This is a genomic window from Sorangium sp. So ce295 (assembly GCF_051527405.1).
Taxonomy (GTDB): Bacteria; Myxococcota_A; Polyangia; order Polyangiales; family Polyangiaceae; genus Sorangium; species Sorangium cellulosum_B.
Window position 1 is genome coordinate 12,075,013 of sequence record NZ_CP150324.1, and the last position, 12,628, is coordinate 12,087,640.

10 protein-coding genes are annotated in these 12,628 nt (G+C 68.1%); 5 read left to right on the forward strand and 5 right to left on the reverse strand.

Going from position 1 to position 12,628, the window contains the following annotated elements:
• Positions 1-83: 83 nt before the first annotated feature.
• The 4 genes from WMF11_RS45770 to WMF11_RS45785 all read right to left on the reverse strand — a co-directional run bounded on the left by WMF11_RS45770 (position 84) and on the right by WMF11_RS45785 (position 4,300).
• A complete protein-coding gene (locus tag WMF11_RS45770; RefSeq protein ID WP_437975228.1) occupies positions 84-317 on the reverse strand; it encodes an MbtH family protein in 234 nt (77 codons plus the stop codon).
• 46 nt (positions 318-363) lie between these two features.
• On the reverse strand, positions 364-1,056 hold the full coding sequence (locus tag WMF11_RS45775) for a gluconate 2-dehydrogenase subunit 3 family protein (RefSeq protein WP_437975229.1): 693 nt from the start codon (positions 1,054-1,056) through the stop codon (positions 364-366).
• A complete protein-coding gene (locus WMF11_RS45780; protein WP_437975230.1) occupies positions 1,053-2,744 on the reverse strand; it encodes a GMC oxidoreductase in 1,692 nt (563 codons plus the stop codon). Before WMF11_RS45780 ends, WMF11_RS45775 begins: the two co-directional genes overlap by 4 nt.
• A 116-nt stretch (positions 2,745-2,860) precedes the next feature.
• A complete protein-coding gene (locus tag WMF11_RS45785) occupies positions 2,861-4,300 on the reverse strand; it encodes a diaminobutyrate--2-oxoglutarate transaminase (protein WP_437975231.1) in 1,440 nt (479 codons plus the stop codon).
• A gap of 297 nt (positions 4,301-4,597) precedes the next feature.
• Between WMF11_RS45785 and WMF11_RS45790 the strand changes: the two genes are divergently transcribed.
• Positions 4,598-6,301 carry a fatty acyl-AMP ligase gene (locus WMF11_RS45790; protein ID WP_437975232.1) on the forward strand — a complete coding sequence of 568 codons (1,704 nt, stop codon included), beginning with the start codon at positions 4,598-4,600 and terminating at the stop codon, positions 6,299-6,301.
• Positions 6,298-7,461 (forward strand): dipeptidase, encoded by a 1,164-nt coding sequence (locus WMF11_RS45795; RefSeq protein WP_437975233.1) that lies wholly within the window; start codon positions 6,298-6,300, stop codon positions 7,459-7,461. The genes WMF11_RS45790 and WMF11_RS45795 overlap by 4 nt, the downstream gene beginning before the upstream one ends.
• An 87-nt stretch (positions 7,462-7,548) precedes the next feature.
• On the opposite strand, the gene WMF11_RS45800 is transcribed toward WMF11_RS45795, so the two are convergent.
• Positions 7,549-8,778, reverse strand: a complete 1,230-nt coding sequence (locus tag WMF11_RS45800) for a hypothetical protein (protein WP_437975234.1) — start codon at positions 8,776-8,778, stop codon at positions 7,549-7,551.
• Positions 8,779-9,260: 482 nt separating this feature from the next.
• Between WMF11_RS45800 and WMF11_RS45805 the strand changes: the two genes are divergently transcribed.
• The 3 genes from WMF11_RS45805 (at position 9,261) to WMF11_RS45815 (ending at position 12,503) form a co-directional block, all read left to right on the forward strand.
• On the forward strand, positions 9,261-10,982 hold the full coding sequence (locus tag WMF11_RS45805; protein ID WP_437975235.1) for a cyclic peptide export ABC transporter: 1,722 nt from the start codon (positions 9,261-9,263) through the stop codon (positions 10,980-10,982).
• Positions 10,983-11,007: 25 nt separating this feature from the next.
• Positions 11,008-11,220, forward strand: a complete 213-nt coding sequence (locus tag WMF11_RS45810) for an MbtH family protein (protein WP_437905371.1) — start codon at positions 11,008-11,010, stop codon at positions 11,218-11,220.
• 338 nt (positions 11,221-11,558) lie between these two features.
• Entirely contained in the window at positions 11,559-12,503 is a 945-nt protein-coding gene (locus WMF11_RS45815; RefSeq protein WP_437979397.1) for a TauD/TfdA family dioxygenase, read from the forward strand.
• The last annotated feature ends 125 nt before the right edge of the window (positions 12,504-12,628 follow it).

The window sequence follows — 12,628 nt, forward strand, 5'->3', positions numbered from 1 at the left end:
CGCCGAAGAAAGAATGGGCCCAACCAGGCGTCGCGACCGGACGGGCCCATGGAAGGTGCGGGCGCTTCTCCGAGACGGGAGAGTCAGCGCGTCGAGCGGGACGCCTCGCGCTCGATCGATTCCATGTGCCTGCGCAAGCTGAGCGGACGCATGTCTGTCCACACCTCATCGATGTAGGCGAGGCATTCTTTCTTGCTGCCGCTCTTGCCGACCGCCCTCCACCCGTTCGGAATTTCCTTGTAGTCGGGCCAGATCGAGTACTGCTCCTCGTGGTTCACAACGACGTTGAAGACAGTGGCATCATCATCAAAGCTCATGCTGTTTCTCCTCTTGCTGCTCGAGTCTTCTCTCGACCTGACGACGTCATGTGGCCCACGCGCGCCCGACCTCGGCGAGCGGAACACAGCCATGGTATTCGCCGGGGACGCTCTCGTACTGCAGCGCGCGCGTCGCGCCGAGGTGTGATTGGCAAAAGCCCTCGATGCACAGCGCGCGGAAGGCTTGAAAGAAGCACCACGGCTCGCCCGTATCGAACGACGGCGCGCAGCGCTCGAGCCCGCGCGCGACGAGCGCCTCGCGCTCGTCGGCGCGACACTCGTCGAACGCGCGCCCGTAGGCGGCCCGCGCCTCGGCGCCGGTCGCGTCGAGGGCCTGCAAAAACGCCCGCCGCTCGGGCTCGTCAAACACCTCGAGGACGATGTCCTCGATGTAGGCGGGCACGCCGGCGCTCAGGGCGCCAGGGCTGTCGGTCTCGGGGAGGATATGTTCGGCCAGATCCTCGACCAGCAACGCCTGCTCCAGGCTGAAGAGCTTCGCCTGGAAGCGCGGGACGCGCGCCGGGGCCGGCGACGGCGCGGACGCCGCTGGCGACGGCTGGGACAGCATCGCGCGCCCAGCGAGCGCGGCAGCGACGGAGCCGCCGAGCACGGCGGACGCCGCCAGGATCCAGCGGCGGCGGCTGACCACCAGGCGCTCGCCGTCCCGCTTCGCCGCCGCCGCATCGAGCGCTGTATCCGCGGCGCTGCCCGCCGCGCTGTCGTCCTCGAGGCGCGTCACAGGTGCCCCTTGTCGAGCTCGGAGAACGCGAACGCGGCCGCGCGCGCCGTCAACGCCATGTACGTGAGCGACGGGTTCTGGCACGCCGACGAGGTCATGCACGCGCCGTCGGTCACGAAGACGTTCTTGGCGCCGTGCACCTGGTTGTGCGCGTTGAGCACCGAGGTCTTCGGATCCCGTCCCATGCGAGCGGTGCCCATCTCGTGGATGGCGCGGCCCGGTGTGCTGCCGTCATCGAACGGCGTGACCCGCTCGAGGCCCGCAGCCTCGAGCATCTCGGCCGCCGCCGTCTGCATGTCCTTGCGCATCTCCTGCTCGTTCGAGCCGAATTCGCAGCGGACCGACAGCTGCGGCAGCCCGAAGGGATCGAGCCGCTGCCGATCGAGCCTCACCCGGTTCTGATGGTTCGGCAGACACTCGCCGAAGCCGGTGATACCGATATTCCACTTGCCTGGCTCCGCGAGGGCGTGCTTGAGCGCCGGCCCGAAGCTCATCTCGGCGACCGTCCGCCGCCAGTCGCTGCGCGTGGCGCCGCCTTGATACCCGAAGCCGCGCAGGTATGCGCGCTTCCCGCGCTTGTCGAGGTTGCGAAAGCGCGGGATGTAAATCCCGTTCGGGCGCCGGCCCGTGTAGTAGCGGTCGGTGAAGCCGCCATGTTCACCCCAGGCGCCGGCCATGAAGTGGTGATCCATCAGGTTGCAGCCGAGCTCCCCGCTGTCGTTGCCGAGGCCGTTCGGGAAGCGGCGCGACGTCGAGTTGAGCAGGATGGACGTTGTGCCGAGCGTCGACGCGGTCAGGAAGATCACGCGCGCGAAGAGCTCCTCCACCCGCAGGCTGAGCGCGTCGATGACCCGCACGCCGACGGCTCTGCTCCGGGCGTCGTCGTAGATCACCTCGCTGACGATCGCGTTCGGGCGAAGCGTCATGCACCCGGTCGCCGCGGCGGCAGGCAGCGTGGAGGACAGGCTGCTGAAATAGGCCCCAAACGGGCAGCCGCGCTCGCACAGGTCGCGGTACATGCACTGGCCACGGCCATTCGTGGCGCGCGTCAAGTTGGCAGTGCGCCCGATGATCACCCGCCGCTCGGGGAAGCGCGCGCCGATCGCGCTCGCCATGTGGCCCTCGAGGCAGTTCATCTCCATGGGCGGCAAGAAGCTGCCGTCGGGTAACTGCGGCAGACCATCCTGTGCGCCGCTGACCCCGATGAAGCGTTCGACATGGTCGTACCACGGCGCCAGATCGCGATACCGGATCGGCCAATCCACGCCGACGCCGTCGGCGGCGTTGGCTTCGAAGTCGAGATCGCTCCAGCGGTAGCTCTGGCGTCCCCAGGTCAGCGAACGGCCCCCGACGTGGTGGCCGCGGATCCAGTCGAACGGCTTCTCTTCGACGTACGGGTGCCGCTCGTCTTCCACGAACCAGTGCTTGTTCGATTGCCGCAGGAGGCCGCTCCGGTTCTGGACCGGCATGCGGCGGCGCTCCGCCGCGGTCAGGCGATCGCCGTGCGGCAGCTCCCACGGCGCCTTCATTGCCGTCACGTAGTCCGTCGGGTGCGCCACGTTGCGCCCTCGCTCGAGCACCAGCGTCTCGAGGCCCCGCTCGCACAGCTCCTTGGCGGCCCAGCCGCCGCTGATGCCGGTGCCGACGACGATGGCGTCGTAGGTGTTGGGTTTCGGCTTCTGATCCAACTCGGTTCTCCCGCGCATCCCGCGCGTGCTCGCTCGTGGGGCGCCTGCGCGCGACGCTGCCGGGATGTACCGGCTCGCCGCGGCGGACGCCGGCGGAGGCAGCGCGAGCGCTCGAATCAGGCCTGGACGACGCCTCGCGCCGAACGCTCGATGTCGGTGAGCGCTCGCGCGAGGATCTCCGCGACCCGATCGACCTCCGTTTCGGTGATGATCAACGGCGGCAGCAGGCGCACCGTGCTGCTGTTTCGCCCGCCGAGCTCGAGGATCAGGCCGCGCCGCAGGCACGCCCGCTGCAGCGCCGAGGCGAGCTCGCCGCCGGCGAGCGGCCGCCCGAATTCGTCGTGCTCGCCGGGCTTCACGATCTCGATGCCGAGCATCAAGCCGCGCCCGCGCACATCACCGATGCAGGCATGCTGCTTCGCGAGCGCGCTGAGGTGCGCCGCCAGCCGCTTCCCCATGGCAGCGGCGTGCTCGTCGAGGCGCTCGCGCCGGATGAAGCGCAGCGTCGCCAGCCCGGCCACCATACCCAGCTGATTGCCCCGGAACGTGCCAGCGTGTGAGCCAGGCTTCCAGGTGTCGAGCGACTCATCGTACACGACGACCGACAGCGGCATGCCGCCGCCGATGGCCTTGGACAGCACCACAACGTCCGGCGTGATGCCGGCGTGCTCGAACGCAAACATCTTGCCCGTGCGCCCGAAGCCCGTCTGCACCTCGTCCAGGATCAGCGGCACGTCGTATTGCGTGCACAGCTCCCGCAAGCGAGACATCCAGCGCGGCGAGCAGGGGATCACCCCGCCTTCCCCCTGCACCGCCTCGATCAGCATACCGGCGGGCGTGAGCACGCCGCTCTCGGGGTCGCCGAGCAGGTTCTGGATGTACGCGATCCCCGCCGCCTCGCCCGCCTCCCCGCCAAGACCGAAGGGGCAGCGATAGTCATACGGGTACGGCAAGAACTGCACGCCACCGAGGCTGCCCGCGAGCGCGCGCTTCGGGCCCAGGTTCCCCATCATGCTGAGCGCACCCTGCGACATGCCGTGGTAGCCGCCCTGGAACGCGAACATCGTGGGCCGCCGCGTCGCGCTCTTCACCAGCTTCACCGCCGCCTCGATCGCGTCGGTGCCCGCAGGGCCGCAGAACTGGACGCGCGCGCGCGCCGACAGGCCGCTCGGCAAGAGCGAGAACAGCTCCTCGACGAAGGCGTCCTTCGCCGGCGTCATCAGATCGAGCGTCTGCATCGGAAGCTCGGAGCGCAGCGCCTGCTCCAGCGCCTCCACGACCACAGGGTGATTGTGGCCGAGCGCCAGCGTGCCCGCCGCTGCCAGGCAATCGATGAACACCCGGCCCTCCACGTCCTCGACGTAGATGCCTTTGGCGCGCTTCAAGGCCAGCGGGATGCGGCGGGGATAGGTGCGCGCATTCGACTCTCGCCGCGCCTGCCGCGACAGGATGGCGCTCTCGGAGAACGAATACTGGGCTGCCAACGCGGCGTGACGTTGGGCCAAGGACTCTTGGGCGTGGGGGGCTTCCGAGTGGCAGTGGACTTCCCTGACCATGCGTAAAATCTGTACTACGCCCGGGGTGCGTTCACAAGGACTAAATGATAATGATTTTCATGATACGTTGCCGCAGGCGTCGAAGCCGATGTTAGTGATTTACATCACTAATATCCGTCGGCTCAACCCACAAAAATTTGATGAAAATGAAAATTTCCTCCGAAAGGACGATCGGGCGCCGAGCACGATTTTTGTTGCAAATGATAATCAAATCTAATAGTAGGCCCTGCGGTCGACACCCAGGCCCCCACAGCGAGGAGCGCCGTGACGCTTGATCCTGCGTTATCCCCCACCATCGTGGAGCTGCTTTTCGAGCGCGCGGCGCTCCATCCGGAGCGGCCGGCACTCACGTTTCTGACGGACGGCGACACGCCTACACACGTCTATAGCTACGGCGAGCTTCACACACGCGCGCGCGCGTGCGCCGCGCTGCTCTCGGAGCGCGCGGCGCCCGGAGATCGCGCGCTGTTGATCTACCCGACGGGCCCCGACTACGTGGTCGCGTTCCTGGGCTGCTTGTATGCCGGCTTGATCGCCGTGCCAGCCTATCCTCCCGCGTCACCCGATCCGCGGCACGCCGGGCGCCTGATCTCCATCCTGAAGGACGCGACGCCGCGCCTGGTGCTCACGAACAGCGTTCTCGCTGGCCCGCTGGGCGCCGCGAGCGCGGTGGTGCCGGAGCTCAGCGCCGCACAGCTCGTCGCCACGGACTCCGCCAACCTGACCGACGGCGAGGCGTGGCGCTGGGCGCGTCCGAGCCCCGACGCGCTGGCCATGCTGCAGTACACCTCGGGCTCGACGACGGCGCCCAAGGGCGTGATGCTGAGCCATTCCAACTTGATGGCGGGCGAGCGCGCCATCAGCGCTGCGTTCTCGATGAGCGCCGACGACGTGGTCGTGAGCTGGCTGCCGCTGTTTCACGACATGGGGCTGATAGGCACGCTGCTTCAGCCGCTCTACTACGGCATTCCGGGCGTGCTGCTCGGGCCGCAGCATTTCATGGAGCGCCCGGAGCGCTGGCTCGCCGCCGTGTCGAAGCACGGCGGCACGGTCAGCGGCGGTCCTGATTTCGCCTACCGCCTGTGCGCGCAGCGCGTGAGCGACCCGGCGGCGCTCTCGCTCGACCTGTCGAGCTGGCGCCTCGCGTTTTGCGGTGCCGAGCCCATCCACGAGCAGACCCTCAGCGCCTTCGCGCAGAAGTTCTCGGAAGTCGGCTTCGACGCGAAGGCTCTGTACCCGTGCTACGGGCTGGCAGAGTCGACGCTGCTCGTGACCGGCGGGCGGCGTGGGAGCGGCGCGCACAGCGTGCGGGTGGACGCCGCGGCGCTGTCGGAGGACCGCGTGGAGCCGTCTGACGCCGGCCGCCCGCTGGTGTGTTGTGGCGGCCCGCAACCCGAGCATGACGTGATCGTCGCGCACCCGGAGACCGACGCGCCGCTCCCGGAGGGCGCGGTCGGTGAGATCTGCGTGGCGGGGCCGAGCGTGGCGCGTGGCTACTGGAACAACCCGGAAGCGACGAACGAGAGCTTCGTTACCAAGGGCTCGCGCACCTGGCTGCGCACCGGGGACCTGGGCTTTCTTCAGCAGGGCGAGCTGGTCGTCACCGGACGCCTGAAGGATCTGATCATCGTCCGCGGGTACAACCTGTATCCGCAGGACATCGAGCGCAGCGTCGAGGAGCGCGCCGAGGTGTTGCGCCGCGGCCGCACCGTGGCGTTCGGCCTGGAGCTGGACGGAGAAGAGCAGATCGCCGTCGCGGCCGAGGTGAGCCCGCGCGCGCAGAAGCTCGTCGACTTGAACGCGCTGTGCCAGCGCATCAGCGAGACCGTGGCGATGCTCCACGGCGAGCCCGCGCGGCTCGTCCTGTTGCTCGCGCCCGGGACCGTGCCGCTCACCTCCAGCGGCAAGGTGATGCGCTCGGCCTGCCGCAAGGCGTGGGAGAACAAGCAGATCGAGGCCATCGCAACGTACGAGCTGCCGGCGCGGCTCACCGCCCCATGAAGAAGGCGTGGCCGTACGTGCTCGGCGCGCTGCTCGCGGCGCTCGGGTTCTTCCACTTCGTCCTGCCGCCAGTGGTCGACGACCACGCGAACACGACGAACGCGCCGCCTCCCTCGGCCCCGAACCAGCGCGCTCTGGCGCTGCACCAGGGCCTGTGGGTCGCGGATCTACACGCCGACTCGCTGATGTGGAATCGCTCCCTCAACGAGCGCAACGAGCGCGGGCACGTGGACGTGCCGCGGCTCATCGAAGGCGGCGTGGCGCTGCAGGGGTTCACGATCGTCAGCCAGGTGCCCTGGGACATGAACCTCGAGAGCAACTCGGGCACGAGCGACCTGACGGCGCTCTTGTTCGTGGCCGAGCGCTGGCCCCCCCGCACCTGGACGTCGCTGCTGGAGCGCGCGCTGTACCAGGCCGAGCGCCTGCACGAAGCGGCGCTCGACTCGGGGGGCAAGCTGCGGGTCATCCGCACCCGCGGGGAGCTGGCTCACTACATCGATGCTCGCGCCAGCGATCCCAGGCAAACGGCAGGCTTCCTCGGCATCGAGGGCGCGCAGGTGCTCGAAGGCAAGCTGGAGAACGTCCAGCGCCTGTTCGACGCCGGCTTTCGCATGATGGCGCCATCGCATTTCTTCGACACGGAGGTCGGAGGCTCGGCGCACGGCGAGCAAAAACATGGCCTCCTGCCGTTTGGGCGACGGGTCATCGCCGAGATGGAGCGCCTCGGCATGCTGGTCGATCTGGCGCACGCCTCAGCGCAGACCATCGACGACGTGCTCGCGGTGGCCACGAAGCCGGTCGTCTTTTCCCACACCGGAGTGCTCGGCACGTGCGACAACCCGCGCAACATCAGCGATGCGGCGCTCGACCGCACCGCGGCCGCCGGCGGCGTCGTCGGGATCGGCTTCTTCGAGAACGCGACGTGCGGCGCCGATCTCGCCTCCATCGTGCGGGCCATCCGCTACACCGTCGATCGCATCGGCGTCGACCACGTCGCGCTGGGCTCCGACTTTGACGGCTTCGTCGAGACCCCCATCGACGCCTCGCAGATGGCGTCGATCACCGAGGCGCTGCTCGGCGCCGGCTTCTCCGAGGATCAGATCCGGGCCATCATGGGTCGGAACGTCCAGCGCGTACTGTCACAAACTCTACCCCCTTAGAGCGGCGGTCTCCCGCACAGGAGACCGCCGCTCTGCGGCGCGTTGCTGGTGCCCGAGCGACGGCGCCCCGCGGGACCCGTCGGGCCTTCAGCGCACGCGCGCCAGCGTGAGCAAGAAGCCGCCGGTCAGGTGGAACTTCGGACGGACGCCGTCGGGATGGAGCTCGACGACGTCGGCGTTGCCACCTTCGGCGTAGCCCGTCTCGCTGAGCTGGAAGTAGCTCACCCCGTCGACAATACGGGTCTGGCCGTCGATATCGAAGAGTTCATCCATGGTAGGATAGGGCACAGCCGTGCCGGCGCCTTGATCGACGAGCATCGCGCGATTCGTCTTTGCCCCCCAGAAATCGTCGGCGACCTCGGGGAGGGGCACGCTCGGATCCCAGGCGCGCGTCACGTACTGGCCCCCGGTCACGCCGATCCAGGGCGTGTTGACGTAACTGCCAGTCACCGCCTCGTAGTCGAGCAGGTAGTCGGGGTCGAACTCGGTCGTACCGGCCTTCACCCGCAAGGCGCAAGTGCGGCTGTCCTGGATGCCGCCGAAGGCGTAGAAGTAGCCGAAAAAGCCCCCGCCGTGGACGTAGTAGTCGCCGTTCTCGTGGAGGAAAGACGGCCCCCCAGGCAAGCAGCGCGAATCCTCGACGAACGTCGGCGGCGCTTCGCTGTGCGCCGGCGCAATGGCGAGCGTCACCGCAGGATGAGGCACGGACGTCTCGAAATCCCCGGAGAACACGTTCCAGATGACCTTGTCACCGACGACGTGCCCATCGGACGCCCAGGTCTCCATGCCCTCGGGTCGCGCCGGGAAATCGAGCTTGATGATGGCGGTCCTCTGCATCGCCTCCGGATCCCACACGACGATCACCCCCAGCTGCGGTGCAAACGTGTACGCCCTCGTGGCGGAGATGAACACCGTGGAGGTGGCGTTGGCGCCGGCGATTCCGAGGTCCGCCCAGGTGAAGCGCGGCCCGTCCACGAGCTCGAGCTCTTCGTTCACGGAGAAGCGTTGCATCACGCCGTCCTGCTCGACGAAGACGCGGCCGTCGTGCACGGTGACGTTGGCATTGCCGAACTCACGGAAGTCGCCGAAACCCACGTCGCCTTGCGGCACCTCCGGGAAGATGCCGACGTAGGTCAGGTACTCTTCACCGGGGTTATAGGCCTGGCCCGCGACGAGGACCGCGGGGTTGGTCGCCGAGTCGGGCTCACCTCCGCCGTTCGAGCCCGACGAGTTGTCCGAGGAGCAGGCACTCGATAGCGCGGCGAAGCCTGAGAAGGCGAGAAGAGCGGCAGTTCGGAAAGAAATAGGGTTCCTCATTGGGCAGATCCTGACGCAAGTGTTCGGCGCTCGAAGATTGAGAATGATTATTGTTTTCATTTTCAGGAGAGCGCGTCAAGATCCAGCCTGGATTTTCACAGTGAAAGCCCCGCTGGCCGAGCGCGAGCCGCGCGGCGCGTCCAGCGGACTCCACGCCGCCAGGCACGCGAAGAGGTCCTGCTTGAGCCCGTGAGCGCTCCGGGAGCGGTCCTTCGGCCCTGGAGCCAGCGCCACGTGCGACGCACGAAATTTGTACAAATTTCTACTGACAGCGGTCCCCATGTCCATCTTGAGAATGAAAATGACATTCAATTTCCATTGACGTGTGACCGGGCGCACTGTACATGGGGGAGGCTTGCACCTCGGCCGCCACGGGCGGGCGTCTCCTCTGCTGAGCGAGGGCGTGCCCCCGCGACGGGGATCGTGGCGCGGGGAGCGAGCGACACGGCGACCGGCGGCTGCGAGGCAGCGCGGAGACAGGGATGAACGAAGCAGCGGAGACGCTCGGCGGAGGAGCGTCGCAGCGAAAGGAGAGATGGCGGGGCGCGGCGCTGATAGCGTTCCTGATCCAGTCGTCGCGCTGGCTGCTGCCCGCGGCGCTCGTCACGAGCCTGGTCAGCGGCCTCTGCGGAGCGGCGCTCGTCGCCGTCATCAACCAGGCGCTCACCGCAGAATCCGGCGCGATGCCCGCGCTCGGGTGGAAGTTCGCCGGGCTCAGCCTCGTCGTGCTCGCGGCCCGCTGGATCTCGCAATCGCTGTTCGTGCACCTCAGCCAGGGCACGCTCGCCTCGATGCGCGCGTTCGTGAGCGGCAAGGTCGCCGACGCGCCCTATCGCCACCTCGAGGTCCAGGGATCGGCGCGTATCCTCGCCGTGCTCACGGAGGACATCGGGACGGTCTCCCAGTTCTTCGTGACCCTCCCCAACCTCATCATGAACGGCGCCGTCGTCCTGGGGTGCCTCGTCTACCTGTGCGTCCTCTCGTGGAAGGTGTTCCTCTTCGCCGCCCTCATGGTCTTGCTGGGCTCGTCGGCGTACCTCCGCGCCCACACGAGGGCCCTCGACTTCCTGCGCACCTCACGCAAGCACGAGGACGGGCTGTTTCACCACTTCCGCGCCCTGTTCGACGGGGCGAAGGAGCTCAAGCTCCACAGGCCGCGCAAGCAGGCCTTCCTGTCCCACCTGCTCGCGCGCAGCATCGAGACCGTGCGCGCAGAGCGCGTGAAGGGCATGACGATCTACGTCGTCGCGGAGAGCTGGGGCAGCTTCCTGTTCTTCGTCTTCATCGGAGCGGTCCTGTTCATCTTCGGCCGCATCTTCGATGTCGAGGCCCACGTCATGTCCGGGTACGCCCTTGTGTTCCTGTACATGATGCTCCCGATGGACGCCGTGCTCATGGCGATCCCGAGCGTCAGCCGCGCCCGCATCGCGCTGGAGCGCATCCACCAGGTCGCCGGCAGCCTCGAAGGCGCAGAGCCGCCCGCCGCCGCGACCGCGCCGCCCCCGTTCGAGCGGCTCCGGCTGCGGCGCGTCACCCACTCGTACTACCGCGAGCTCGAGGACAGCGCCTTCCTGCTCGGCCCCATCGACATCGAGCTCCGCGCCGGAGAGGTCGTGTTCCTCGTCGGCGGCAACGGGAGCGGCAAGACCACGCTCGCGAAGCTGCTCGTCGGGCTGTACGCGCCCGAAGGCGGGGAGATCTCCCTGAACGGCGAGCCGGTCACCGACGCCACGCGCGACGCCTACCGCCAGCATTTCGCCGCGGTGTTCTCCGACTTCTTCCTGTTCGACAGCCTTGTCGGCTTCGAGCACGCCCGCCTCGACGAGCGCGCGCGCAGGTTGCTCGTCGAGCTGGAGCTCGATCACAAGGTCAAGGTGGTCGACGGGGTGCTCTCCACCACGGCGCTCTCCCAGGGGCAGCGAAAGCGCCTCGCGCTGCTCGTCTCCTACCTGGAAGATCGGCCGATCTACGTGTTCGACGAGTGGGCGGCCGACCAGGACCCCTCCTTCAAAGAGGTGTTCTACAAGCGCCTCCTCCCCGATCTCAAGGCCAGAGGGAAGACCGTGCTCGCGATCACGCACGATGATCGCTACTTCCACCTGGCCGATCGCTGCATCAAGCTCGAGTTTGGCAGGCTCGTCGCCCGGAGCGACGGAGACGCCCTGCGCGACGACGGACCGGCGCCCGCCCTGATGGGCGCCTGAACAACCCACAAGGTGAGATGTCACGATGAGCTGGGATAGTGAAGATACAGTGTTCAAGGTGGTCGTGAATCACGAGGAGCAGTACTCGATCTGGCCCGACTACCTCGACCTGCCGAAGGGCTGGCGCGAGGCGGGCAAGACCGGCAAGAAGCAGGAGTGCCTCGAGTTCATCAAGGAGCGCTGGACGGACATGCGACCGCTCAGCCTGCGACAGCACATGGAGCGGGCGTCGAGCTGAGCCGTCTTGACGTGACACGAGCCGCCGCCCCGTCGCAGCGCGGTGCAGCCGGCTCGTCTCTCGGGTGAGCGCCGCCTCCGGAGGACGGCGAGCGCGCGCCGCGGGCCGCGCCTCGTGAAGAGGCGGTGACGGCCTGAGCGCGGGCTCGCCGCGGGGCGGCGTGCTGGCTGCGTGGTGACTCCGCCGCGGCGCAGGGCCCGCTCGTGACGAGCGGAGCGCTGCTGCTCGTGGAGCGGCGGGGGTGTTGTGTCTTGCGCGCGCGTTGGCGCGAGGAGCGCTTGATGAGCTCGGTGCAAACGGAGGTCCGTCCGGACGATCGGACCGCGGTGAAGACGTCGATGTTGCTCGGCCGGCTGCCGCTCGTGCTGTCGCCGGCGCGGCGGGGCGAGAGGATCATGAGCGTGTTCGCGGAGCTCGCGCGGCACGTCGACGAGCACCTGCTCGATCACGGCGGCGTCCTGTTTCGCGGCTTCCACGTCGATGGCGTCGCGGGCTTCCGCGAGCTCGCGGCCGCCTTCGGGCACCCGCTCCTCGGTTACGAGTTCGGGTCGACGCCGCGCACGAAGCTTGTCGACGGGGTGTATTCGTCCACCGAGTACCCGGCGCACCAGCACATCCCGCTCCACAACGAGCAGGCGTACAGCCGCGAGTGGCCGATGAAGATCTGGTTTTACTGCGCCATCGCCGCCGAGGAGGGGGGAGAGACGCCCATCGCCGACAGCCGCGAGGTGTACCGGCGCGTCGATGCGCGGATCCGCGAGCGCTTCGTGCGCCACGGGCTCATGTACGTGCGGAACTTCGGCAACGGCCTCGACGTGCCGTGGCCGAAGGTCTTCGAGACCGACGACCGGGCCGCGGTCTCCGCGTACTGCGAGCGCCACGGCATCGTCTGCGAGTGGAAGGACGACGGCGAGCTGCGGACGCGGCAGACCTGCCAGGCCGTCGCGCGCCACCCGAAGACGGGAGACATGGTGTGGTTCAACCAGGCACACCTGTTTCACATCTCCGGCCTCGAGGCGGAGGTGCGTGAGGCGCTGCTCGACGTGGTGAGCGAGGACGAGCTCCCGCGCAACGTGTACTACGGCAACGGAGAGCCGATCGAGGATTCCGTGCTCGACGAGATCCGCGGTGTGCTCGACGAGCTGAAGGTCAGCTTCCCGTGGGAGACGGGCGATGTCCTGATGCTCGACAACATGCTCACGGCGCACGCGCGCAACCCGTTCAAGGGGCCGCGCAAGATCGTCGCCGCGATGGCAGAGGGGTACTCGGAGCGCGAGGGCTGAGCGCGGCAACGCGGGCGCGTCGATGCGGGGCCCGGGGCATCGCCGGAGCGAGCGAGGCCTGGGCGCGCCCCGGGCGCGAAATCGGAAGAGTGCGTGAGAGGAATGCAGATGGACGCTTGTGCGCA

What these genes read in the sequence shown, in the direction of transcription:
- WMF11_RS45795 (WP_437975233.1), top strand. Translation starts at nt 6,298, where the DNA reads ATGAAGAAGGCGTGGCCGTACGTGCTCGGCGCGCTGCTCGCGGCGCTC.
- WMF11_RS45805 (WP_437975235.1), top strand. Translation starts at nt 9,261, where the DNA reads ATGAACGAAGCAGCGGAGACGCTCGGCGGAGGAGCGTCGCAGCGAAAG.
- WMF11_RS45785 (WP_437975231.1), bottom strand. Translation starts at nt 4,300, where the DNA reads ATGGTCAGGGAAGTCCACTGCCACTCGGAAGCCCCCCACGCCCAAGAG.
- WMF11_RS45800 (WP_437975234.1), bottom strand. Translation starts at nt 8,778, where the DNA reads ATGAGGAACCCTATTTCTTTCCGAACTGCCGCTCTTCTCGCCTTCTCA.
- WMF11_RS45810 (WP_437905371.1), top strand. Translation starts at nt 11,008, where the DNA reads ATGAGCTGGGATAGTGAAGATACAGTGTTCAAGGTGGTCGTGAATCAC.
- WMF11_RS45815 (WP_437979397.1), top strand. Translation starts at nt 11,559, where the DNA reads ATGTTGCTCGGCCGGCTGCCGCTCGTGCTGTCGCCGGCGCGGCGGGGC.
- WMF11_RS45770 (WP_437975228.1), bottom strand. Translation starts at nt 317, where the DNA reads ATGAGCTTTGATGATGATGCCACTGTCTTCAACGTCGTTGTGAACCAC.